The sequence below is a fragment of the Sorangium sp. So ce145 genome, from assembly GCF_051525985.1.
GTDB classification, from domain to species: domain Bacteria; phylum Myxococcota_A; class Polyangia; order Polyangiales; family Polyangiaceae; genus Sorangium; species Sorangium cellulosum_B.
Window position 1 is genome coordinate 9,235,696 of the sequence record NZ_CP150315.1, and the last position, 21,559, is coordinate 9,257,254.

The 21,559-nt window shown below is 73.0% G+C and carries 15 protein-coding genes; 3 read left to right on the top strand and 12 right to left on the bottom strand.

Features of this window, described 5'->3' with window-relative positions:
- Positions 1-59 precede the first annotated feature (59 nt).
- On the bottom strand, positions 60-854 hold the full coding sequence (locus WMF34_RS34195) for a hypothetical protein (protein WP_437990451.1): 795 nt from the start codon (positions 852-854) through the stop codon (positions 60-62).
- Between the two features lie 730 nt (positions 855-1,584).
- Here WMF34_RS34195 and WMF34_RS34200 point away from each other — a divergent pair.
- The gene (locus WMF34_RS34200; RefSeq protein ID WP_437990452.1) at positions 1,585-3,048 is read left to right on the top strand and encodes a serine/threonine-protein kinase; all 1,464 of its coding nucleotides are present in this window, start codon (positions 1,585-1,587) and stop codon (positions 3,046-3,048) included.
- 132 nt (positions 3,049-3,180) lie between these two features.
- Here WMF34_RS34200 and WMF34_RS34205 read toward each other — a convergent pair whose 3' ends face one another.
- Both WMF34_RS34205 and WMF34_RS34210 read right to left on the bottom strand, forming a co-directional pair.
- On the bottom strand, positions 3,181-4,569 hold the full coding sequence (locus WMF34_RS34205) for an extracellular catalytic domain type 1 short-chain-length polyhydroxyalkanoate depolymerase (protein ID WP_437990453.1): 1,389 nt from the start codon (positions 4,567-4,569) through the stop codon (positions 3,181-3,183).
- Between the two features lie 176 nt (positions 4,570-4,745).
- Positions 4,746-5,591 (bottom strand): helix-turn-helix domain-containing protein, encoded by an 846-nt coding sequence (locus WMF34_RS34210; protein ID WP_012239348.1) that lies wholly within the window; start codon positions 5,589-5,591, stop codon positions 4,746-4,748.
- A 71-nt stretch (positions 5,592-5,662) separates the two neighbouring features.
- Here WMF34_RS34210 and WMF34_RS34215 point away from each other — a divergent pair, with 71 nt between their 5' ends.
- On the top strand, positions 5,663-6,337 hold the full coding sequence (locus tag WMF34_RS34215) for a glutathione S-transferase family protein (RefSeq protein WP_437990454.1): 675 nt from the start codon (positions 5,663-5,665) through the stop codon (positions 6,335-6,337).
- Between the two features lie 66 nt (positions 6,338-6,403).
- Here WMF34_RS34215 and WMF34_RS34220 read toward each other — a convergent pair whose 3' ends face one another.
- A complete protein-coding gene (locus tag WMF34_RS34220; RefSeq protein ID WP_437990455.1) occupies positions 6,404-7,357 on the bottom strand; it encodes a pseudouridine-5'-phosphate glycosidase in 954 nt (317 codons plus the stop codon).
- 99 nt (positions 7,358-7,456) lie between these two features.
- Between WMF34_RS34220 and WMF34_RS34225 the strand changes: the two genes are divergently transcribed.
- Positions 7,457-11,014, top strand: a complete 3,558-nt coding sequence (locus WMF34_RS34225; RefSeq protein WP_437990456.1) for a protein kinase domain-containing protein — start codon at positions 7,457-7,459, stop codon at positions 11,012-11,014.
- Between the two features lie 30 nt (positions 11,015-11,044).
- On the opposite strand, the gene WMF34_RS34230 is transcribed toward WMF34_RS34225, so the two are convergent.
- The 8 genes from WMF34_RS34230 to WMF34_RS34265 form a co-directional block, all read right to left on the bottom strand.
- On the bottom strand, positions 11,045-11,365 hold the full coding sequence (locus tag WMF34_RS34230; RefSeq protein ID WP_437990457.1) for a hypothetical protein: 321 nt from the start codon (positions 11,363-11,365) through the stop codon (positions 11,045-11,047).
- Positions 11,366-11,417: 52 nt separating this feature from the next.
- A complete protein-coding gene (locus WMF34_RS34235; protein ID WP_437990458.1) occupies positions 11,418-14,576 on the bottom strand; it encodes a CHAT domain-containing protein in 3,159 nt (1,052 codons plus the stop codon).
- The gene (locus tag WMF34_RS34240) at positions 14,576-15,967 is read right to left on the bottom strand and encodes a sigma 54-interacting transcriptional regulator (RefSeq protein ID WP_437990459.1); all 1,392 of its coding nucleotides are present in this window, start codon (positions 15,965-15,967) and stop codon (positions 14,576-14,578) included. Before WMF34_RS34240 ends, WMF34_RS34235 begins: the two co-directional genes overlap by 1 nt.
- Before the next feature lie 68 nt (positions 15,968-16,035).
- Positions 16,036-16,863 (bottom strand): hypothetical protein, encoded by an 828-nt coding sequence (locus WMF34_RS34245; protein ID WP_012239355.1) that lies wholly within the window; start codon positions 16,861-16,863, stop codon positions 16,036-16,038.
- Positions 16,864-17,190: 327 nt separating this feature from the next.
- Positions 17,191-17,997 carry an ABC transporter permease gene (locus WMF34_RS34250; RefSeq protein WP_012239356.1) on the bottom strand — a complete coding sequence of 269 codons (807 nt, stop codon included), beginning with the start codon at positions 17,995-17,997 and terminating at the stop codon, positions 17,191-17,193.
- A gap of 67 nt (positions 17,998-18,064) precedes the next feature.
- Positions 18,065-18,901 (bottom strand): ABC transporter permease, encoded by an 837-nt coding sequence (locus tag WMF34_RS34255; protein WP_437990460.1) that lies wholly within the window; start codon positions 18,899-18,901, stop codon positions 18,065-18,067.
- A complete protein-coding gene (locus WMF34_RS34260) occupies positions 18,898-19,896 on the bottom strand; it encodes an ABC transporter ATP-binding protein (protein WP_437990461.1) in 999 nt (332 codons plus the stop codon). Before WMF34_RS34260 ends, WMF34_RS34255 begins: the two co-directional genes overlap by 4 nt.
- 351 nt (positions 19,897-20,247) lie before the next feature.
- The gene (locus WMF34_RS34265; protein ID WP_437990462.1) at positions 20,248-20,886 is read right to left on the bottom strand and encodes a hypothetical protein; all 639 of its coding nucleotides are present in this window, start codon (positions 20,884-20,886) and stop codon (positions 20,248-20,250) included.
- Positions 20,887-21,559: the final 673 nt, after the last annotated feature.

Genomic DNA, 21,559 nt, shown 5'->3' on the forward strand with positions numbered 1-21,559 from the left:
AGCGGCTCGCGGCGTCGCCGCGGCCGAGCGCCAGCCCGCGCGCCCGCCGACCTCGGGGGCTACTGCGCGCACCCCTCGAGCTCGGCCATCATGCGCCAGAACGCCATGGCCTTGTTCTCGCAGGCGCCCTGGGTCGTGTGGGTGTGCTCGTATTCCGCGTTGCCGGACGTCTCCACGTCGTAACGCGGGTGCTGCATCGGGATCTCGACGCCGTCCACCGTCGTGGTGTGCCGCTCGCCGTCCGCGTGGACGTCGAGGTCCTCGAAGTCATAGAGGATCTTCCCATGCTCCCGGCAGAAATCGCGGATCTGCTGGTTGCGCGCCGCGCGGTTCACGCCGTTGTACTCCTCGTCACCGGGCCCCGTCATGTAGATGAAGGTCACCTCCGGGAACTCCTGCCCGAGCGCGTCGAGCACGTCGAGGTACCGCTGCACGTCCTCCTCGGTCTGCTCGGAGATCTCCGAGGACCACGCCCACATCGAGTACCGGATCTCCGGGTGCCCTCCGAGGATGGTGCGCACGTCGTTGATCCCGGCCTCGGTCGCCCAGTACTGCTCGCCCGGGATGAGGTCGGTGTCGATCATCCCGTCCCACATCAGGAAGGCGCCTTCCTGCTGCGGGACGTCGCAATACTCCGTCTCGAAGGCGTAGGTAGGGGTCTTCGCCTCGATGCTCTCGGCGCCGACGATGATCTGGAAGCCGTGCGAGCGGTGGGCGTAGTGGAAGACGAAGTCCCCCGACTTGAGCGCCTCGGCGCAGCTCGCCGGGATACCGTCCAGGCTCGCGTGCCGGTGGTCGAAGGTCCGCGCGTTCGCGGGATCGGGATTGGGATCGCCGCCGGACGCCGTCGTCACCCCGCCGCTCGACGCCGACGTCGACGCGCCGCCCGACCCCGTGGTCGCCCCGCCGCCCGACCCGCTGGTCGCCCCGCCGCCCGAGCCCGTGGTCGCCCCGCCGCCCGACCCGGCGGTCGCCCCGCCGCCCGTTCCACTCTGGTCTGCCGGGCTGTCGTCTTCTCCGCAGGCCAGCGCGCCGAGAGCGAGGGAGAGACCAGCTGCGATGATAGTTGGATTGCGAAATAATTTGTTCATTGCAGTGTGGATTCTAGACGGGGGCAAGGGGATCGCAATAGCTCTCGCAGGCGGTCTCGTGCTTCCGCGCGGGTTCGGAGGTGGGGGCGTCGTGGTCTCCTCTCACGGCGCCGGCGCCGGCGCCGGCGGACCGCCGCGGAGGCCCGGCGTGCTGCGCTGCGCAAGCAAGGCCCCCGGTGCTCCGCGCGCGAACGCGCAGCGCCGGCGCGCGCGGCGCCCGCGCTCGCCGGCGTCCCGAGCGCATCCCCCCTCGCCGAACACCGCCGCTGTCAGGAACGTCACGCATTGATGGCGCTGTCGACGCCCGCGTCGGACCCGGACCAGCCACGGCGATCCGGGGAGTCATCTCGCGGCCGTGTCGAGCCCGAGGCGCCCGGAACGTGGCGCACAGAAGGATAATCCATCTGACATCTCCCGCCTCGTCGTGGCCGGCGCCTTTCCTATCCTGTACGCTCCCCTCGCCTCCCTCGGCTATCAGGAGGAAGCCATCACCATGCAGTTCGCTCCGGATTCCGTCGTAGGTGGGAAGTATCGTCTCGAACGACCTCTCTCGCACGGCGGGATGGGCTCGGTGTGGGTGGCGCGACACGTCAACTTGGGCTCTCTCGTCGCGGTCAAGTTCATGGACCCGACCTATGCTGCGTCGTCGACGTTCCTCGCCCGCTTCGAGCGTGAAGCCAGGATCGCGGCGAGCCTCCAGAGCCCACACGTCGTCTACGTCCAGGACTTTGGCGTCGACGACGACACTCCGTACCTCGTGATGGAGCTGCTTCAGGGCGAGGACCTGGGCACGCGCCTCTTGCGCGTCGGCCGGCTCTCTCTCGTGGACGCCACCCTGATCCTGGTGCAGGCCGGCAAGGCCATCCGTCGCGCGCACGACGCCGGCCTCGTCCATCGCGATCTCAAGCCTGCCAACCTGTTCCTCATGCGCCTGGAGGGAGAGCAGGACGAGGTCGTCAAGGTCCTCGACTTCGGCATCGTCAAGGACACCGGCGCGGCGCTGACGGAAGAGGTGACCCGCACCGGGGAGCTGCTCGGCTCGCCCCACTACATGAGCCCGGAGCAGGTCCGGGGCGAAAAGGACATCGATCAGCGCAGCGATCTCTGGTCGCTCGGGGTCATCCTCTTCTATGGCGTCACGGGCGAGCTGCCCTTTCAGGGGGCCCAGCTCGGCGCGGTGATCGCCAACATCCTGGTCGGTCCGGTGCCCAGCGCGTCCCTGATCGCGCCCGACCTGCCGCCGGAGATCGATGCCTTCTTCGCGCGGGCGCTGGCCCGCGAGCGGGCGGAGCGCTTCCAGTCGGTCGGAGAGATGATGGGCGAGCTCCGCCGTGTCGCGGGCATGGCGTCGCCATCGATTCCGGATCTGCAATCCCCGTGCTCCGGCGTGCCGAGCACCGCTCGGCCGAGGCTCAGCGGGACGATAGCGCTCGACGTCGCCAGGCTCGACGAGCCGGCGGCCGCGCCCCGCTCGGCGAGGCCAGGCACCCTGACCGGCGCCGGATCGACGGCGCAGGAGGCCCGACTTCAGAAACCTCAGCGCGCGAGGCAAGCGATCGGCATCGCGATGGCGATGCTCGTCGGGGCCAGCGTCACCATCGCGCTCCGTCGGGGCGGATCGAGCGCCGGGGGCGAGGCGGGCGCGAAGGTCGCCTCGGCCGGCGCGCCGGCGTCGGAGGAGGTCGCCGCCCGCGCGTCGGCAGAGGTCGAGCGCTCCTCGGAGCCGCTGGAGAGCGTGACGCCCGCGGCGCCCGCTGCAGAGGCGACGGGCTCAGCAGCGGACGCCGCCCGCGAGACGGCGGCGCCCCCGACGTCCACCACGGCAGCACGGCCGCCGTCGAGCGCCACGCCCAGGACACCGCACGCGGGTGTCCCGGCTCCTCCGAGGAGGCCGCCGAACCCGCCGACGACCGCGCCGGGGCACGACCGCGCGCCGATTCCGGAGGTGCCCTTCTAGCGCGGAGACCCCTTGTTGGCATTTTCAGGGAGAAATAATTGAACAAGGAGGCGGGGAGACGGGGAGAGTGATGGGATTTCGCTCCCCGACTCCCTGTGAATTCTCTCGAAAAAGCCGAGGGGTTGCTTCAGTTCATCGACAAGACACGTGTCGGGTGCGAGCGTTTCGCTGCTGGCGACGGAGCGTCAACAGCGCGAGGCCCATGGCGACGACCGCTGCGTACGAGCTCTTCGGCTTGGCATCGCCGGCGACGACGGCGCACCCACCCGATTCACCTGCAGACTCCGAGCCCGCGCCGGTGGTGGCGCTGTCCGCAGCGCCGCTCGTACCGCCCGTACCGCTCGTGCCGCTCGTGCCGCTCGGGTCGCTGCCGCCCGTCGTGGTGACCTCGCCGCCACCAGCGGGCTGCCCGCCAGAGCCGACGGTCACGCCCTCGCCCGCGCTTCCGCCGTCACCCGAGGCGCCGCCGCTCCCCGCAGCAGGCCCGGCGCCGCCGACGTTCTGATCACCCCCGGAGCCGTCGCCCGAGCCACCCGTGCCGCCGCTGCCGGCAGCCTCGGAACAGTCGGTCTCCGGATCGGCGCCACCGGCCTTGTCGAGCCCGAAGAACGCGAGGATGGCGTCGGCCTCGTACGGCATGGAGTGCGCGCCGTTTCTTCCCGACCAGGCCTCGAACACCGTCTGACCACACTCGTTCTTCCAGAACTGGCGATCATAGGTGGTCCCGCCCGATGTGATCATGTCGGTCGAGGTCGGGGTCTCGCTCAGCTCGAGCACGTTCGTCCATTCCTTGATCGCCTCGGCCTGGTTCTTGTAGTTGATCGTCGCGTCCGCCGTGCCGTGGAAGATCTGAAGGCGCGGGCGATGCCCCGTGTACCCAGGAAACATCCCGCGAACCTGATCTCCCCATTGCTGCGCCGACTTGCTCGTCCTGCCCCCCGCGCAGTTGTTGCTCCATTGCTGGCCCGCGTCGAAGCCGTCCGCCCAGCACCCGGCCGCCACCCCCGCCCTCGCCGCGCCGGCCCGGAAGATGTCCGGGTACACCGCCAGCATGGCTTGCGTCATCATCGCTCCGGACGAGCCGCCCATCACGTAGACGCGCTTCGGGTCGCCTTTGTACTTCTCGAGCGTGTACTTCACCATCTGAGCGACGGCCTGCGTGTCGCCGCCGCCGTCGTGGGTCAGCGATTTCGTCGTGCCCACGTCCCAGCAATTCCGGCCGGTGGCCTCCGGAAGGATGATGATGAAGCCGTTCTTGTCGGCGCCCGCCTTGATACCCGAGATGCTGTTGAAGAACGAGCTCAACGGCGTGCTGCACGAGTGGCAGCCCACCACGATGGGCGGATTCTCGGCCAGCTTGTCCGGCACGTAGATGTTCATGTTGACGTAGCTCGGGACGCCGCTCGCCCCCCACGTCGCCCGGCTCACCGCCTGCACCGACGCCGCGTACACCGGCATGGCCGCGAACAGCCCCGAAGAGAACGACGCGACAACGAAAACGCGATTCTGAAATCGACGCATGTTCGAATACCTCTAAAGCTGGAGTCGCCGACGACGGCGCGCGATTGGCGCGCGGATGCTATCGACAGGGGAAGTTCGACGCAAGCCGCTCGGGATCCTTCCAATCCGCAAAATTGAACCAAGACCTCGCGCGTCAACGGGTCTTCCCGCGCTGCGGATGGCCGTAAACCCGCAGCTCACCCGTTCACGCCGGGCGGGCCGCCTTTCGACCTCGCTGCCGCGCACCGCTCTGCATAGACGGCCGGCGTGAAGCCGACCTGGGCCTTGAATTCCCGGATCAGGTGCGCTTGATCATGATACCCGAGCTCCTGCGCGAGCGCCGCCCACGCGACGGGCGCGCCCGTGGCCACGCGCTCCGCGGCCTCCTGCACGCGTGACCGCCGGATGATCCACTTGGGCCCGACGCCGATGTACCGCTCGAACGCGCGGTGCAGCGTGCGCACCGAGACGCCCGCGATCCGGGCGAGATGCTCGGCGCGGTGGATGTCGCGGTCTTCCTGCGCGCGGACGGCCAGCGCCGTCGCCTCGCCGAGCCCGGCGTCCTCCGGGCCCTTGCGTGCGCGCAGGAGCGCCTCCACGGCGCGGATCGCGACGGCGTCGTCCGGCTGGTCGAGCACGGCGCGCTCGAGCGGCCCGGCCGCGCCGCCGAAGATCTCGACGAGGGGGACGACGCTGTCGACCAGCCGGCGCATGGGGAGGGGCGCGAACGGGAAGAAGCCGCCTGGCTTGAACTTCGTCGCGACGACGCGGCCCGTGCCCTCGAGCCGGACGACCTCGCGCCGGGTTCCGATGCCGTGCACCGCCGAGCCCGGCGCCTCGATGGCCAGGTTGACGCAGGGGTGCGGCAAGAGCTCCTGCTCGAACGGCGCGGTGAGCGACCAGCGGACGACCCAGTGCCAGTCGACGAGCCTGGCCAGGTCCGGCGCGGGCGCGTGGCGGTGCAGCTCGAAGGAGCGCTGGAGACCCGCGGCGGGGTTCAGGATGCCGCGGGTGGGGTCCTCGGGGGTGATGCTCGGGCTCATGATCGCGCGTGGCGCTGTTTTACAATACCGGGCCTGGCCCGGGCAGTAGCGTCCGCCCCGGAGGCAGCAACATGGCTGATTCGACCACGACCCCGAGGGGCAACCTCGTCTTGTTCCATTCCCCGAACTCGCGCTCGGTGGGCACGCGCATCCTGCTCGAGGAGCTGGGCGCGCCCCACGAGCTCCGCGTGCTGAACATGAAGGCCGGCGAGCAGCGCAAGGCCCCTTACCTCGCCGTGAACCCGCTCGGCAAGGTGCCCGCGATCCTGCACGACGGCGCGCTCGTCACCGAGCAGGTCGCGATCGTCATTTACCTCGCCGATCTGTTCCCGGAGGCCGGCCTGACCCCGGCCATCGGGGATCCGCTGCGCGGGCCGTACCTGCGGTGGATCGCGTACTACGGGTCGTGCTTCGAGCCGGCCGTCGTCGATCGGGCGATGAAGCGCGATCCGGCCCCGGCCGCGACGTCTCCGTACGGAGATTTCGATACGATGTTCGGCGTCGTCGCGGAAGCGCTCCGGAAAGGGCCGTATCTGCTCGGCGAGCGGTTCTCCGCGGCCGATGTCCTGTGGGGCAAGGCGCTGGAGTGGATGGTGAAGTTCAAGCTCGTGCCCGAGCTGCCGGAGGTGACGGACTACGTCGCGCGGGTGTGCAGCCGGCCGGCGTTCGCGCGGATCGCGGCGAAGGACGCAGAGCTCGCCGCGGCGCACGAGGCCGCGGCCGCAGCGGAGGCGCGGGCGAGCTGATCGCCGCCCAGAACCCCTCGGGGCCGACGATCACGTCGCCCACCGCGAGCGCGCGGTGGGCCTCGCTCATGCCTTGGCCTTCGACTTCGACTTCGACTTCGCTCCGAGCTCGCTCATCGCCGTGGCGATCTCCGCCGCCACCGCCGCGTTGTTCTCGACCAGCGCGATGTTCGCGATGAGGCTCTTGCCCTCGGTGAGCTCGAAGATGCGCTTCAGGAGGAACGGCGTCAGGTCCTTGCGGCTCACCCCCTCTGCCTCGGCGCACCGGATCGCCTCCTCGATCCGCGCCTCGATCGCCCTGGCGTCCATCGCATGGCTCTCGGGGATCGGGTTGGCCACAAGGACCCCGCCCATGCCGAGCTCGAACTGCAGCGCGATGACCCTGGCCGCCTCCTCGGCGCTCTCGATCCTGTGGTCCACCTTCTGCCCGCTCTGCCGCGCCCAGAAGGCCGGGAAATCCTCGGTCTTGTAGCCCAGGACCGGCACGCCATGCGTCTCCAGCGTCTCCAGCGTCTTGGGAATGTCGAGGATCGATTTGGCCCCGGCGCAGACCACCGCCACCTGCGTCTGACTCAGCTCCTCGAGGTCGGCGGAGATGTCGAAGGTCGTCTCCGCCCCGCGATGCACGCCGCCGATGCCCCCGGTGGCGAAGACCTGGATACCGGCCCAGGCCGCCGCCATCATCGTGGTCGCCACGGTCGTCCCGGCCATCCCACCCAGGACCAGGAGCGCCGCCACGTCGCGCCGCGAGGCCTTGGCCGCCTTGCCGCCCCCCCTGGCCAGCCGCTCGAGATCTTCCCCCTTCACGCCCACCCTGAGCTTGCCGTCCATGATGGCGATCGTCGCCGGCACGGCGCCGTTCCGGCGGACTACCGCCTCCACGCGCCGCACCATCTCGAGGTTCTGCGGATACGGCATGCCGTGCGTGATGATGGTCGACTCCAGCGCGACCACCGGCTGGCCGCCAGCGAGCGCTTTCCTGACCTCGGACGAGATGGAGAGGTGGTCCTTGATCGACACGCGGAGATCCTCCGGCTGCGAGGGTCTGGCGCGTATATCGCGTCCGCGCCGCAGCGAACACCGCTATACTCGGGCGCCGCGAAGCCCATGAGCGCCCCGGTGAGCCTCGGAGACGTCGTCGCCGGCAGATACCGCGTCGAGCGCCTGCTCGGCCAGGGCGGGATGGGCGTGGTCATGGCCGCCCGCCACCTGCACCTCGGCAACCAGGTCGCGCTCAAGCTGCTGCGCCGGGACGCGCTGGTCGACGCCGCGGCGCGGGAGCGCTTCCTGCGCGAGGGGCGGGCGGCGGCGGCGCTGCGCGGCGAGCATGTCGCCCGCGTCTTCGATCTGGGCTTCCTCGACACCGGGGATCCATTCCTTGTCTTCGAGCTGCTCGAGGGCTGCGATCTCGGCGCGCTGCTGCGGGCGCAGGGGCCGCCTCCGGTCGAGGTCGCCGTGGGGTACGTGCTGCAGGCCTGCGAGGGGCTGGCCGAGGCGCACGCGCGCGGGATCGTGCACCGCGACCTGAAGCCCGGGAACCTGTTCCTGGCGCGGCGGGCCGACGGCTCGCAGCTCGTGAAGGTGATCGATTTCGGGATCGCGAAGCACACGCTCGCGCCCGCGCCCGCGGCCGCCGGGGAGCAGCTCACGAGCACGTTCGCGGTGCTGGGCACGGCCCTCTACATGGCCCCGGAGCAGATGCGCTCGGCGCGCACCGCCGACGCCCGCTCGGACATCTGGGCGCTGGGCGCCGTGCTCTACCGATTGCTCAGCGGGGCGCCGCCCTTCCCCGGGGAGTCGCTGCTCGACGTCTGCGCGGCCATCCAGCGCGGTCCGGCGCCGCTCGCCGCGGCCCGCCCCGGCACCCCGCCGGCGCTGGAGGCCGCCGTGCTGCATTGCCTCCGGCAAGACCCGGCGGAGCGCCCCGCCGACGTGGCCGCGCTCGCCGCCGCGCTGGCGCCGTTCGCGCCGCACGAGGGGCAGGCCGCGGAGCGCGTCGCCCGCACGCTGCGGGGCGGCGGCGGCCCGGCGGCGCCGCCCGCGCCGCGCGGTCAGCCCTCGGGAGAGCCTGCGGCGGCGCCTCCCGAGATGGCGAGCGCGCCGGCCGCGCCGCCGCTCGCCGAGCGCTCGCCTGACACGGCCTCCGGCTCCGCCGCAGGCGCAGCGCCGACGCTCTCCCGGGCAAACGCCCCTCCAGCGCGCACCCTCTCCCGCGCCGAGGCCCCCGAGATCAAGGTGCACCCGCCGCTCATCGCCCGGCAGGCGGCGCTGGCGGCGCTGGCGGGCGCCGCGGATCAGATCGCCGGCGGGGCGCGCTTCGTGGTGATCACCGGCCCACTCGGTATCGGCCGCACGCGCGTGCTGCAGGCCGGGATCGAGGCGGCCGGGCTGCCGGCCGAGCGCGTGCTGCGCGGGAGCTGCTCGCCCGAGCGGCAGAGCCCGCTGCGGCCGCTGCGCCGCGCCCTCGACACGCTGCCGCCCGGCGGCCGCGCGGCCCTCGCCCAGCTCTCCGACGCCGTGGATCGCGCGCTCGCGCCGGCCGCGCTGCCCAGCGCCGGCGACGCGGACAGCGCGCTCGAGGGGGTCGAGGCGGCGCTGCTCCGCGCCGCCGCCGAGCCGCTGCTGCTCGCGCTCGACGACCTCCAGTGGGCCGACCCGACGACGCTGCGCCTGCTCTCGCTGCTCGCCGAGCAGGCCGCGAGCGGCGATCCCGCGCGGCTGCTCGTGCTCGCGGCGGCCCGCAACGAGCCGAGCCCGTCCCCGAAGCTGCGGGCCTTGCTCGGGGTCGTGCGCTCCAGGATACGGCCCGGGATCAAGCACCTCGCGCTGGAGCGGCTGGACGAGGCCGACTCCGAGCGGCTGGCGCACGCCATCGCGCCGCTCTCCGCGGAGCTCGCGCAGACGGTGGCGCGGGGCTCCGGCGGCGTGCCCTTCTTCGCGGTGCACGCGCTCCTGGCCTGGCGCGAGACGGGCGCCATCACGTGGCAGGACGGCGTGCTGCAGGCGGCCTCCGGGCGGGCGCTCCACGAGCAGGTGCCCGGCGTCGCGGAGCTGGTCGAGGACCGCCTCGCGAGCCACTTCGAGCCGGGCAGCGACGCCGAGCGCGCGGGGCTGCGCGCCCTGGCCGCGATCGCCCTGTACGGCGGCGGCCTCGGCTTCGAGGTCCTCTACCGCGTGGTGGCCAGCGACGAGCTGCTCGAGAGCGCCGTGCACGCCTGGGTCGAGGCGGGAATGCTCACCGTGTCGGGGGAGCCGCCGGAGATCGGCTTCGGGCAGGAGATGGTGCGGCAGGCGGTGCTCGGCGTGGCGCGCAAGCGCCCCTGGTTCCCGCGCCTGCACCGGGCGCTCCTCGACGCCATCGCCGCGGGGCCTGGCGCCGCGGCGGACGCGGCGTTCCTGGCCGCCGGCTACGAGAAGCTCGGCGCCGTCGAGCCGGCGCGGGCCTGGCTGCAGCGAGCCATGGATGCGGCCTTCGCGGCCGGGCTCTTCGAGGAAGCCGCCGGGCTCGGCGATCGGCTGGCGGCGCTGGCCGGCGATCCCGGCGAGCGCGCCGCGATCGAGCTCGACATCGTGCGCGTCCTCTTGCGAGGGCGCGCCTTCGAGGACGCGAGGCAGCGGCTGGAGCGGCCGGGGGCGAGCGCGGGCGCCCTCGCTCCGGCGAGCGCCGCGGGCCTGCGGCGGCGCATCTACCGGCTGGAGGTGGCCCGCGGGCTGCACGAGGCGGGCAGCGGGGACGAATCGCTGCTCGCCGACGCCGACGCGCTCGGCGACGAGCGGCTGCGCTGCGAGGCGCGGATGGCCCTCGCCGGGGTGACGCGCGGGCCTCGCGCCATGGCGCTCGCCGGCGAGGCGGTCGAGCTGGCGGTGCGCTGCGGCCCCGGCCTGGAGCTGCCGGCGCGCGTGCTGCGGTTCGAGCTCGACTACGAGGCGGATCGCTGCGACCTCGAGCTGGCGGACGCCGATCTGAAGCGCGCGCTCGAGCTCTCGGCGGCCAGCGCCTCGGTGTGGCGGCAGATCGAGATCGACGGCGATCTCGCGGTGGTCGAGGCCGAGCTGGGGCGGCTCGCGGCGGCCATCGAGCGGCTCTACGGGCTCGCGGCGCGGGCCGAGCGCTACGGCATGCGGGCGCAGCGCCGGCTGCTCCTGCAGAACCTGGCGGCCTTCCTGCTGCGCGCCGGCCGCGCGGCCGAGGCGGCGGAGGTGGCGGGGCGCTCCGCGGCGCTGGCGACCGAGGCCGGCGATCCGGCGCTGCGCGGCGTGGCGCTGTCGCTGCGGGCGGAGGCGCTGCGGCGCTGCGGCGACGCGGGCGCGGCGCTGCGCTGCGCCGACGAGGCGGTCGCGCTGCAGGAGAAGCGCGGCGACGCGATGCTCTCGCTGACCCTGCTCCGGCGCGCCGAGCTGCTCGCCGGCATGGGCCGCAGCGCCGAGGCGCTGGCGGACGCGCGGGCCGCGCGCCGCGTGGCCGAGCAGCACCGCGAGCGCGACCGCGTGCTCTGCGCGGATCTCTGGGAGGCGCTGCACCTGGCCCGGCGCGGCGCCGCGCCGCCCGAGGAGGTGGCGCGGGCGCTCGCCGAGGCGCAGGCCGCGGACGTGACGCTGCGCGAGCTGACGATGAAGCTGATGGAAGAGGCGCGGGCGTGGCTGGAGCAGCGTCCGGCGCCCGCCGCCTCGGGCTGAGAGGGCAGCGGGTCAGCGCGGAGCAGCGGGTCAGCGCGGGCGCTGGGGCACGATGACCCCGCGATCCGGCTTGCACGCCTTGTCCTTCTCGCTCCAGAAGCAGCCGGGCGGGCAAGCCGGCGGCGGCTCGGCGGGGGTGCCCGCCGGCCACACGCACTCCTCGACGACGCCGCCCGCCGCGGGCGCGGCCGAGCGATCAGGCGCCGAGCCATCGGGCGCGGCCGCCCCCTCGGGCGCGGCCGAGACATCGGGCGCCGCCGCCCCCTCGGGCGACGTCGGCGCATCGGGCGGCGGGGTGGAGCCGCACGCGACGAGGAGGGCGGTGAGTAAAATTACAATTGAGCGACTCACGTTGCTGCGCATCGCACCGTTTTCCTTCTTTTCTGTCCTCATGCGCAAGAGCTCAGGCGCGCCTGTCCTCGGGCCGGCGCTGCCGTCGAACGCACCCCAGCAGGAGCGCGGCGAGCGCCAGGGCTGCGGCGCTCCCGTTCGATCCCGGGCCGACGGCGCAGCCGCAGCCGCGCGGGCCGGGCGCGACCGGCGGGGGCGGCGCCGGCCGCTGCGGGACGTCCTTGCCGTCGAGGCTCGACCAGTCTCCGGCGCTGATGAAGCCGGCCCAGTAGAAGGGGTGCTGGTTGCCGGGCGCGGCGCGCACCGCGAGCGCGGCCTCGCGCAACGCCTCGCTGCGCCCGCCGCCGCCCTGGAGCCGGCGGTGGTACTGCACCATCAGATCGCGCGTCTCCCGATCGCTGATCTTCCACAGGCTCATCACCAGGGACTGCGCTCCCGCCATCAGCACCGCGCGCCGGAGGCCGTACACTCCATCGCCGCTGCGGGCCGCGCCGACCCCGGTCTCGCAGGCCGAGAGCACAACGAGCCGCGTCCCGTAGAGATCCAGGCCGGCGAGCTCGTGCGCGGTCAAGATCCCGTCCTCTCGCCCCGTGACGGGCTGGTTGGCCGTCGCCAGCGCCAGGCCGCCGCGCAGCAGCGGGCTCTCGAGGGCCCGCCCGGCCGACGCGACGACGGGCGGCAGGAAGAAGCCGTGCGTGGCGATGTGGAGGATGCGCGGGTGCGCCACGGCCTGCACGGCCTCCTCGGTCGCCGCGGCGCCGGTGAGCGCCTTCGCTCCCGGGATCACCGCGCCGATCGCCGCGATCTCCTCGGCCGTGCCGGGCAGCGGGCGGAAGCGGATGTCGCCGAGCTCGATCGAATCGGGGCCTGCCCCCGGGCGGTAGCGCGAGCGCTGCCGGTCGGGATCGCCGAAGTCCGGCGCGCCGATCAGCACGGCGGCCGGCCCGGGCTCGGGCGGCGTCTCATCGTGGAGGAAGCGCACGAGATCGCGCCCGCTCGACAGGTAGGTGAAGGTGAAGCGCTCGATCAGCGCGCGCCCGCCCTCGTCGAGCAAGGCGCCGAACGGGACCAGGTTGAGCTCGCCGTCCGGGCTGATCAGGATCCGGCGCGCGTCGCCAAGGAGCGGCCGGAGCGGCCGCAGCACGCGCTCGTCGAGGGCCCGGGCGGCCGGCGCCGGATCGCGCCGCGGGCTCGCCAGCGCCTGCCGCAGCTCGTCCACCAGGCCAGCGGCGGCGCGCGCCTCGCCGAGGTCCACGAAGCGGGCGGCGCCGCGCCGGCGCAGCACGTACGCCGCGAGGCGCGGGGCCTCCGCGGCCTCGCCCACGGGGCGGCGCACGATCATCTCGACGAGCGCCGCGTCCTCCGGGATCGCCGCCTTCACCTCGGCGAGCGTCACCAGCCGGTCGTCGCGCAGGAGGGTCGCGCCGCGCTTGCCCAGCTCCGCCTCGAGCCGGGCCTTCTGGCGCTCCAGCTCGGCGAGCGCGGCGTCGTGCTCCGCGGCCGGCACGGCGCCCGGGCCGCGCACGATGGCGTCGACGATCGCGCCCTGGATCGCCACGAGCTCGCGGAGCAGCCGCGCGTCCTCCGGCCTCTGCCGATCGCGCAGGGCGGCGCGGCCCGCCGCCAGCGCGTCGAGGGCGCGGCCTTTGCGCCGCAGGATCGTGGTAAGCGCCAGGTCCACCGCCGCGCCGCCCTGCGGCGAGGCCGCCGCGGGCAGCGCCAGGACGAGGTCGGTCTGGCCGCGCAGCGCCTCCACGGCGGCGAGCTTCTGCTCCTCGGAGCTGTCCGCGAGCAGCGCCGCCGCGCGGCGGTCGCGGATCTCCGTGCTCCGCGCGAGGGCCTGCGCCGCGCTCGGGATGCTCCCCGCGCGCAGGTGGCCCTCGGCGAGCGCGTCGAGCGCGTCGGCCACCCTGGGGTGCAGGGGGCCGAAGACCTTCTCGACGATCGCGAGGGCCCGCCGCGAGAGCGCCTCCGAGCGCCCCGGATCGGGCCGTCCGCCGCCGCGGGCCAGGGCGGCGCGCCGCAGCAGCGCCTCGGCCACGGCGGGGTGATCCGGCCCCGACGCCTCCTCGAGATCGGCCTGCGCCCGCTGGTAGAGCGCGGCGGCGGCGCCGTCGTCGCCGGTCGCGCGCCGCAGGTCGCCGAGGTGCAGGCGCAGCGCGGCGGTGGCCGGGTGCCCCGGCCCGAGCACCTGTTCGCGGATGGCGAGCGCGCGATCGAGCAGCGGCGCGGCCCGCGCCGGCTCGCCGCGCTGCATGTGCCCGAGCGCGAGGCCGTCGAGCGACTCGGCGGCCGCCAGGTGCCCGGGGCCGAGCGCCTCCTCCTGGAGCGCAAGCGCCCGCGTGAACGCCTGCACGGCGCGGTCGGGCCTGCCGATCGCCAGGTGGAGGCGGCCGAGGCTGTCGAGGACGCGGGCGAGGCGCGGGCTCGGCGTGCCAGCGCTGCGCGCGCGGGCGCTGGCGGCCTCGAGCGCCTTGACGAGCAGCGGCTCGGCGACCTCGGGCTCGCCCCTCTCCAGGGCCAGATCGGCCTGGTTGCGGAGCAGCTCGACCTGCACCGCGGGCGCGCCCCGATAGCTCTCCGCGGCGAGCCTGAGCATGGCCTCGGCCACGTCGTGGTCTGCCTTCATCGCGAACAGGCGGCCGACCTCGCTGTAGGCGAGGCAGGGGAACGGGCTGCCCAGCAGCGCGTCGAACGCGACGATCTCGCGCCGCAGCCCCTCGGCGGCGGCGCTGTCGCCGCGGAGGGCCGCGAGGCGCGCGAGCCCGGCGATCGAGAGGCCGGCGAGCTCCTCGTCGCCGGCGACGAGGATGCGCCGGTAGATGGCGTGAGCGCGCGCGAAGACCTCCTCGGCGCGCCGGTGCTGGCCGAGCTCGATCAGGATCCACCCGAGCTGATCGAGCGCCGCGCCGACGAACAGCTCGGGCGACGGCGTGGCCGGGGTGTGCTGCTTCGGCAGCCGGCCCTTGTAGAAGGCGACGACCTTCTCGTGCAGGGCGACGTCGCGCTCGGCGAGCGCGGCGGCCTCGGCCAGGCGTTCCTCCTCGAAGAGCCTCTCCGCCCCGAGGTGCGCGACGTCCGCCTCGTTCAACGTGGCGTTGAGCCCCGCCGGGCCCTCTGCGCCCGCAATGCCGGGCGGCAGCGCGAGCAGCAGCGCCACGCCCGCGGCGAGCCACGGCGCGCGGCGGGCGGCGGCCCGCGAGGCCGGCATCAAGGCTCCCCTTTCGGCCGAATTCCGTGCTTGTCGAGGAGCTTGTGCACGAGCTGCCTCGACACGCCCATGGCGCCGGCCGCGCGCGAGATGTTGCCCTTGTGGCGGCCCAGCCAGGCGGTCAGGTAGCTCCGCTCGAACTGCTCCATCACCATCTCGCGCGCCTCGAGCAGCGGCATCTCGAGCAGCGGGTCCAGGCGCGCCGCCGCGGCCACGGGCCCGGGCGCGGGGGCAGGTGGGCGCGCCGCCACGGCGCCCTCCTTGAGGGGCCGGAGCAGCTCGTCGACCGTCTCCGGGAACAGGAGCAGGCGCGCCACCACGTTGCGCAGCTCCCGCACGTTGCCCGGCCAGTCGTGGGCGGCGAGCAGCGACAGGGCGTTCGGCGGCAGATCGGCGAGGGAGCGAGGCGGGTTGTGCGCGGCGAGGAAGCGCTCCACCAGGGCGGGGAGGTCGTCCTTGCGCTCGCGCAGCGCCGGGACCTGGACCTCGACCACGGCGAGCCGGTAATAGAGGTCCTCGCGGAACTGCCCCTCCGCCGCCCGGGCGCGCAGGTTCCTGTGCGTGGCGGCGACGACGCGCGCGTCGAACGGCCGGAAATCGCTGGCGCCGAGCCGCCGGACCTGGCGCGCCTCCAGCGCCCGCAGCAGCTTGGGCTGGAGCTCGAGCGGCAGCTCGCCGATCTCGTCGATGAACAGCGTGCCGCCGCTCGCCTCCTCGAGCAGGCCGGCGTGCGCGGCCTGGGCGCCGGTGAAGGCGCCGCGGGTGTGGCCGAACAGCTCGGACTCCACCAGGTTGGCCGTCGTCGCGCCGCAATCGAAGACGACGAAAGGCCCGTTCCTGCGCGGGCTGTGCTCGTGGATGGCCCTGGCCAGCACCTCCTTGCCGGTCCCGGACTCGCCGAGCAGGAGGAGGGTCTGATCGGTGGCGGCGGCGCGCTCCAGCTTGGCGAAGAGCGCGCGCATGGCGAAGCTCCGGCCGATGGCGTCGCCGAACATGCCAGTCGGCGACAACGGCACGAGCCGGGGCTCGCCGGCCGGGTGGACGACGAGCTCCGAGTCGCCGACGAGCACGGCCACCCGGGGGGCGAGGCGCGCCTCCAGGATGGCCGTCTGGCCGAGCAGCGTGCCGTTCTTGCTGCCCAGATCGCGGAGGAAGATCCCCTCGGGCGTGAGGCGCAGCTCGCAGTGCCTGCGCGAGACCCGGGCGTCGGGGACGACCAGGGTGCAGTCCTGGCCGGTCCCGACGATGACAGGGCTGATATCGAGGGGCGCCTCCGTCACGTGACCTTGCGGCGAGGTGACGCGGACACGGAGGGAGGGCATGCGGAGCGAGCGATCGCGATCCACGCTCGTGAGCGTGCAGGGCTCGGGCTCGTCCCTGGCTGGCTTCATGCACCGGACAGTACGTGGATCGCCCGGCGAAAGCTATCGCGCGCGGCCGTCCCCGCGCGGCGCGGATCTCACTTCACGCGGGCCGTGCGCAGCCTCGTCTTGGAGTCGGCCTCGTCGCTCACGATGTCGAGGGCGTCGTTGGTCTTGGCCCAGTCGAACGGCATCCACGAGAACGACATGCCGTTCGCGTTCGAGGTGTCCTCGTCGTCCGTCATGATCCAGCCGTCCGCCCGGCTGTCGGAGAGGTGTGCGCGCGCCAGGATCCCGTAGCTGAAGCCGAGGTTCGGGAAGCCGATCATCGCGCCGGCGCTGCCGCGGAACAGGCAGAACCCGAGCGTGGTCTTCGAGGGGCTCTGCGTGGAGGTGTTGGGAAAGATGTTCCCCGTGGACGAGTTGCTGTTCGACGTGTCCTCGTTGTCGAAGGTGCGCGAGAACGCCTCGGAGCCGGCGGGGCAGGCGCTGCCGAGCCTGAGCACGGCGTACGGCTCCCCGCTGTCGAGCGGCTTGAAGAAGCTCCCCGGCACGCGGCAGAAGACGAACCTGGTGTTGCTATCGCTCTGCGTCGCGCCGATCCAGCCGGCGTGATCGTTGCCGTTGCTCGTGTCCTCGTCGTCCATGAAGATCGTGATCTGATCGAAATTGGAGGGGCACGCGCTTGCCGGGATGACGCCCACGTCGTTCACCCCCAGCGCCGACTCGGCCTCACCGACGTCCTCGGCCTCGCCCGAGCCGATGTCCAGGCCGTCGCCCAGCTCGTCCGCGCCGTCGCCCGGCTCGTCCGTGCCGGCGACGCAGCCCGGGGTCATCAAAGCGGCAGCGCCGAGGAGCGAGAGCGCGAAGGTGGTGTTGCAGAGAGCGATTCCGACGTGTCCGAGGGTCTTGTTGAGAGAGAGCATGGCAAGTTCTCCATTGTCATCGGGCGGCGCGGGCCGCCTCGCCGGTTTCCGTTGTTCTCCAGCGCGCGAAGCCCATTCTTCGCTGCCGTCTGGACGCCGGGGCGCTTTGGCGCTCTGGCGGTTCAACGAGTCAACGCTTCAACGCCTCGACGCTTTTGCAGGCAGCGTGCCGAGCCCGCCCCGCACGCATTCCTGCGGAGCGCGCCGCCGCGCGCCGCCTCCGGCTGTCAGCGACCATCGACAGCTGTCAGCGATCGATGACACCTGACAGCGCCTGCTGACAGCGCGGTGGCCTTTGCCCTTTGCGCTGGCCTCCCGCCCGCTGCTTCAGGACCCGGTGGACTGGTACCGCCGCTCCCCGAAGCGCCAGATGCGCAGCGACACGAGCAGGAACGCCACGCCCACGAGCGGCGACGCCCAGCGCGCGGCCTCCGGCAGCGCCGGGACCGTGGGGCGATCGAGCAGCGCCCCCGCGGGGATGTAGCTCACGAACGCGAGCGGCACGACGAACGTGAAGAAGCGCCGGAACCAGTCGCGGTACAGGGTCAGCGGGTACTGCGCCGCCTCCGTGCCGCCATAGGTCAACGCGTTCATGATCTCCAGCGACTCGACCGTCCAGAAGCACAGCGTCGCCTGGAGCACGAGGAGCCCGTAGAACACGCAGGCGCCGCCGACGATCGCGCCGGCGAGCAGCGCCAGCTTGGCGGCCGTCCACCCCACGCTCAGCGCGCTACCGGCCCACAGGAGCATCACGAGGCCGACGGCGAGCCGCCCTGCGCGCAGGAACTGGAACTCCCCGGTGGCGACCTGGAACGCCGTGGAGCGCGGGCGCAGGAGGAGCCGGTCGAAATCGCCCGATTTCACCATCGCGGAGAAGGTGTCGAACCCGCGGCCGAACGACTCGGCGAGCGCGAACGAGACGTTGACGAGGCCGAACAGCAGCGCCACCTCCGCGAAGCGCCACCCCCGGACCGCGCCGAACCGGTCGAACAGCGCCCACGCCCCGAGCAGCTCGATGCCCACCGTGATGAACTGCCCGACAGACCACATCACGAACGACGCGCGATACTGCATCTGCGCCCGCAGCGACGCGGCGGCCAGCCGGAGGTAAAGCCTCGTTGCATCGAGCGACATCTCGTCTGTTCCTCGTCTGTTCCTCGCCTCGCCTCGCCTCGCCTCGCCTCGCCCTCGCCCTCGCCCCTCAGCCGCCCTGCACCACGAGCCGGCGCAGGCCGCGCGCGACCATCGCCCTGCCGAGCGCCACGAACACGGCGGTCCACAGCGCCTGGTGCAGCAGCACGCCGGGGAGCGCCCCCGCGGGCAGGTGCCCGAGGTAGAGCCGGAACGGCGCGTCGACCATGCCCCGGAACGGCAGCGCGTCGAGCCACGGCAGCATCCACCCCGGAAACAGCGGCAGCGGCACGATCATGCCGGAGGCGACGAGCACGAGCGACGGCACGATCCGCGCGATGCCGTCGCCGGACGTCGTCCACAGCATCGTCGACGTCACCGCCGTCGCGAACGCGCCCACGAGCGCCGCCGCGCCGACCATCGCCGCCGCCCACGCGCCCGCGGCGGCCAGCGACGGCGGCAGCCCCATCCCGAGGAGCGGCACCGCGACCGCGAACATCGGGACCGCGCGCAGCAGCGTCGGCGCGACGCGCGCGGCGAGCGCGCGGGCGAGCCAGAGCGCGTGAAGATCGAGCGGGCGCGCCAGCTCGTAGCCCACCGCGCCGGTGCGGATCAGCTCGCGCACCTCGGGGTCGGGGTTCGTCGAGAACGGCAGCAGCTGGAAGAACGCCTGTCCGAGCCACGTGTACGTGATCGCCTGTCCGAGCGCCATCGGCGGCGGCGCGCCCGAGACGGCGTTCCCGTAGAACGCCTCGAGCACCATGACCTTGATGAACCCCCAGAACAGCTGCGTGCCGAATCCGGCCGCGGCGGCGGCGCGGTACTGCAGGAGCGCGCGGCAGCGCGCCCGAAACACGGCGACACAGGCGGCGAAATTGGCCGCGAAGCGCTCGAACGGCGCGCTCACGGCGGCGCCCCCGCCTCGCCGCCCTCGCCGTAGAGCCGCGCCACGATCTCGTCGATGGGCGGGTTCTGCACCAGGAGGTCGCGCACCGGGGCGCGGGCCGTGACGCGCCCGACCAGCTCCGCCGTCGAGATCACGGCGGGGTCGAAGCGCAGCGTCACGCGGGCGCCCTCGCGGCGGATCACCTCGGCGCGCGGCTCGGCGATCTCCGCCGCGGGGTCCGCCAGGTCCACGATGAGCCAGCGCTCCGCGGTGACCTGCGCGCGCAGCGCCTCGAGCGAGCCGTCCGAGAGCACCCGCCCCCCGGCGATGAGGATGACCCGCGAGCAGAGGGCCTCGATGTCGTCCATGTCGTGCGTCGTCAGGATCACCGTGACGCCGCGCTCGCGGTTGAGCCGCTGCACGAAGCGCCGCACCGCGAGCTTCGAGACGGCGTCGAGGCCTATCGTGGGCTCGTCGAGGAAGAGCAGGTCGGGCGCGTGGAGCAGCGCGGCCGCGAGATCGCACCGCATGCGCTGGCCGAGGCTGAGCTGCCGCACCGGCGTGTCGAGCAGCGGCCCGAGATCGAGCATCGCGACGAGCTCGTCGCGCGCGCGGGCGTGATCGGCCGCGCCGACGCGGTAGATGTCCCGGAGGAGCTCGAACGAGTCGATCACCGGCAGATCCCAGAGGAGCTGGGTGCGCTGGCCGAACACGACGCCGAGGCGCCCCACGTGCGCGACGCGCTCGCGCCACGGGACGCGGCCGGCCACCTCGCATCGCCCCGAGTCCGGCACGAGGATGCCCGCCAGGATCTTGACCGTCGTCGACTTGCCTGCGCCGTTCGGCCCGATGTACCCGACGAGCTCGCCCCGCTCGAGCGAGAACGAGACGCCCGCGAGCGCGTCGACGGCGCGGTAGCGCGGGCGCACGAGCCCGGCGAGCGCGCCCAGGGCGCCCGGCCGGCGCTCGGCCACCCGGTACGCCTTGCGCAGGTCCTCGACGACGATCAGCGGCATGACGGCGGCCAGGGTCTCACGGGCGGCCCGGGAGCATACTGGACCTCGGCCGGGCGGCCAGCGCCCGCGTGCCCCGACCTAGGTCAAGCCGCCTGCGCCGCGAACGCGGACCTCCAGCGCGCGTCTCTCGGCGCCTGCGGATACGCGCCTGCCGACCTGGGCCCAGCGCTGAGCCGCAAGCTGATGGCCCTCGCGCTGCTGCACCGGTACAGCCATCTCAGGTTCCAGCTCGGGCTCGAAGGCTGGGAGTCCCGCGTCTCCTCGCTGCCCGAGCTGGAACAGACGATCTGGCCGTTCTGACGGGAGATCTGGCCGAGCTCGGCGGCTCGCGGCCGGCGCGCCCCGCCGCGATCACATGGCCGCGAGCAGAGCGGCGACGTCCTCGCAGGAGTGCTCCTCGACGGCCCGGCAGTTCGCCACGTCAGCCCACGGCCGGAAGCCGCACCCCTCGGCGTCCTCCTCGCACGCCGCTTCGACGTCCGGAGAGACGACGAGGTCGCAGATCCGATGCGGCGACGGCGCCTCCCACACCGGCGTCGGCCCGCACTCCATCCCTTCGCGCCCGCAGTGCCTCTCGCGGGTCTGCACCAGCGCGGTGCCGTCGCCCAGCACGAAGATCAGCGATTCGGTCTCGTCGACGTACGGGCCAGGCGTGAGCAGCGAGCTGAGGACGCCCGTGCCGCCTCCGATCACCAGCTTGGCCGCGCACGGGAGCGCCTCTGGCGGGCTCGGATAGGCATGCATGGTGACCGGTTCACAGCTCGGCTCGAAGTTGCAGGCGAACAGATCCAGGGCCGGATCGGTCGCCTCCGCGCCGCCGCCCGACGTGGTCTCGGACGACTCCGGCCCGGGATCCGTGTCGTCGCCCCTGTCCGGCTCCGCCTCGGCCTCGGCGCCGTCCGAGCCCTCGACGCGCGCGCAAGCGACGATGAACGGAAGCTGTGCCGCTGCCAGCAGGAGCGCTCCCTGGATGACGCGATGTGCTCTCATGGTATTGCCCTTTCCCAACGAGCCTGTGGAGACTGTGCCATGCATGGCGCAAAGCAAGCGGCGCGCCACACCGTCCCCGCATCGCGGCGGCGCCCTTGCTCTCCGCGGCTCCAGCCTCCATCCGCAGGCGGACAGCGCGCGGGAGACGTCGCCCCCCGAAGCGCCACGATACTGACGCGCCTCCTTCAAGGCCTGCCGCTGACCCATGATGGCACAAACGGACCATCGGACCCGCCACCCGGCACACAATGACGCAACCCCGTGCCTCGAAGCTCTGCTGGGGCGCCCCAGAGCCTCCTCTTGCAATGGCGCTGTTCTCGAAGCAGTATCGCGGCGGAACGGGTCAGCCTGGCTCTACCCCTCTCTTCGTCTATTTGTAACGAGTCCTACTTATCCTTGTTCACTTCGAGGCAGCGTGGCTGACGCGGCCATCTTGGCGTTTTGAATGTCGTTGCGCCGTCGCTCTCGACGGTTGCAGATGCTCAGGGAAACATCGTTTACCAGAACAACGCCTTCTTCCCCATCGACGAGCGGAACTTCATAAACACTGTCACTCATCACCGCTGCGGTACGCCAGGAAAAGCGCGCACCAGGCCACAGCCACCGCGACGCATGGCGGCGTCCCCCCGTGCGCCACGATCACGAAAACGGATGCCGACCCTAAAAATCGAGG

Bases quoted from the DNA above. Each gene is read 5' to 3' on its own strand.
- WMF34_RS34215 (WP_437990454.1), top strand. From the start codon at position 5,663: ATGGCTGATTCGACCACGACCCCGAGGGGCAACCTCGTCTTGTTCCAT.
- WMF34_RS34260 (WP_437990461.1), bottom strand. From the start codon at position 19,896: ATGCCGCTGATCGTCGTCGAGGACCTGCGCAAGGCGTACCGGGTGGCC.
- WMF34_RS34200 (WP_437990452.1), top strand. From the start codon at position 1,585: ATGCAGTTCGCTCCGGATTCCGTCGTAGGTGGGAAGTATCGTCTCGAA.
- WMF34_RS34265 (WP_437990462.1), bottom strand. From the start codon at position 20,886: ATGAGAGCACATCGCGTCATCCAGGGAGCGCTCCTGCTGGCAGCGGCA.
- WMF34_RS34250 (WP_012239356.1), bottom strand. From the start codon at position 17,997: ATGTCGCTCGATGCAACGAGGCTTTACCTCCGGCTGGCCGCCGCGTCG.
- WMF34_RS34240 (WP_437990459.1), bottom strand. From the start codon at position 15,967: ATGAAGCCAGCCAGGGACGAGCCCGAGCCCTGCACGCTCACGAGCGTG.
- WMF34_RS34235 (WP_437990458.1), bottom strand. From the start codon at position 14,576: ATGCCGGCCTCGCGGGCCGCCGCCCGCCGCGCGCCGTGGCTCGCCGCG.
- WMF34_RS34205 (WP_437990453.1), bottom strand. From the start codon at position 4,569: ATGCGTCGATTTCAGAATCGCGTTTTCGTTGTCGCGTCGTTCTCTTCG.
- WMF34_RS34245 (WP_012239355.1), bottom strand. From the start codon at position 16,863: ATGCTCTCTCTCAACAAGACCCTCGGACACGTCGGAATCGCTCTCTGC.
- WMF34_RS34210 (WP_012239348.1), bottom strand. From the start codon at position 5,591: ATGAGCCCGAGCATCACCCCCGAGGACCCCACCCGCGGCATCCTGAAC.